This window comes from Acidithiobacillus albertensis, from assembly GCF_001931655.1.
GTDB classification, from domain to species: domain Bacteria; phylum Pseudomonadota; class Gammaproteobacteria; order Acidithiobacillales; family Acidithiobacillaceae; genus Acidithiobacillus; species Acidithiobacillus thiooxidans.
The window spans coordinates 1-1,652 of sequence record NZ_MOAD01000059.1; the positions used below are offsets into that span (position 1 = coordinate 1).

At 57.7% G+C, this 1,652-nt stretch carries 1 protein-coding gene and 1 pseudogene; both read right to left on the reverse strand.

Translation table 11 applies throughout. From position 1 onward, the window contains the following. Nucleotides 1-740: pseudogene (locus tag BLW97_RS17845) on the reverse strand (efflux RND transporter periplasmic adaptor subunit); the annotation flags it as partial. Next, on the reverse strand, nucleotides 737-1,652 hold a 916-nt coding region (locus BLW97_RS17850; RefSeq protein ID WP_075324142.1), incomplete at its 5' end, for a TolC family protein. The gene BLW97_RS17850 and the pseudogene BLW97_RS17845, both read right to left, overlap by 4 nt.

A 1,652-nucleotide genomic window follows, 5' to 3' on the forward strand; every position in this document is an offset into this window, starting at 1 on the left:
TGCGGTGCGATATAGCTGCCCTGATGCACGTTGAGCTTCTCGATGACGCCAGAAGCCGGCGCCCTTAATGCGACATCCCGCTCAGCATGACCGTGCAGGGCGAGTGCAGTAATCTCGTTTCTGGACATCCCGAGTAATTGCAATTTCGTCCGAGCAGCCGCCAGCAGGGCGGGATCTGCCGTTCGTCCCTGTTGGCGCCGCGCAATGAGATACTCCTGCTGGGCACTGTATAATGCCGGAGAATAAATCTCGGCAAGCACCTGACCGCGTTGCACCGTGTCCCCCACCGCCCTGACACGCAACTGTTCCACCCAACCGGAGAAGCGCGGGTTCACTGAATATACCCGGTTTTCGTCCACAGCCACGGTTCCTACGGTGTGAATGGTATGACCCATCTGCCGTTCCTGAACCTGCACAAGACGGACCCCCAGGTTTTGCGCCATCTGTGAATTGATATGCAATCCCGAGGGCTTTTGTGCATTGGTACCGGGAGCGTAGACCGGGATATAGGCCATGCCCATGTTGTCTTTCATCGGGTGATTCGAATGAATCTTGGGATTCATGGGGGAAGCCCAATAGAGAATATGGCGCTGGTCGGTGCTGTTGTTCGGGGAGGGCCGTTGGCTTTTGGTGAGATTCGGCACGGCACTGGGCGTTCGTAACCACCAAGCCCCGCCGGCACCCAAGGCTACACCCAGCGCAAGGAGACCCACAGGGAGGGTCCATTGACGGAATTTCATGACGTTGTCCTCCCTTGCGTGGTGAGGAAATCGAGCTCCGCGACACTGAGAGCGAGATCACGGCGATACTGCAGACGGGTCAGCGCATAGCGCAATACCGCATTTTGGGTGCGCAACACCGCATCCATGTGGGCCTGTCCCGAGGTATAAGCAGCGAGCGTCGCTGAAAATGCCTGCTGTGCCTTGGGCACTAGACGCTCATCGGTCCGTGTCCATTCTTTTTTCAGCGCAGTATAACGGGCGAATGTGCTGCGTAGCTGCTGGATCAGCGCTAAATGCTGGTCGTCAAAACGATATTGGGCCTGCAGCGCCCGCGCTCGGGCGGCGTCCACATTCTGATCCTGCCGGTCTTCCGGAAAGATGGGCAGGCTCAGGTTGACGCCTACAGACAACCAGTTCGGACTGCCCGGATAGAAATCCTGACCATAGGCAGCACTGACGGTAACATTGGGCCAATAGCTCCGTTGAGCGACTTGTACCCCGATTTGCGCAGCGCGCGATTGCGCCTGTGCAGAGCGCAAGAGAGGCTGCCCCAAAAGACGGGTTTCTGCGGTACGCAAGGTTTTGGGCGACGGGAGATGCGGCCATCGGTTTTGTATGGAAGGTGGCTGCGATAGATTCAGGATCTGGGCAATTTGTGCAAGATAGCGCGTTCGTTCGGCTTGTAATTTGCTGATGTCATTCGCAAGATCGTCTCGTGCCAGTTGGGTCCGGAGCACATTGGCCTCCGATCCCCGTGCAGATCGGTAGAGCGCCAGTGCGGCCTGCACGCTCTCGGCTTGCAACTGTTCCTGATGCCGGACCGTCATTATGGCTTTGTCGGTATAGAGCGCTTGCAGCCAGGCGCGGCGTAACAACAACACTAATTCGGCGGACTGGCCTTGCAGGGTATCCGTAGCTGCTGCAGCTTCC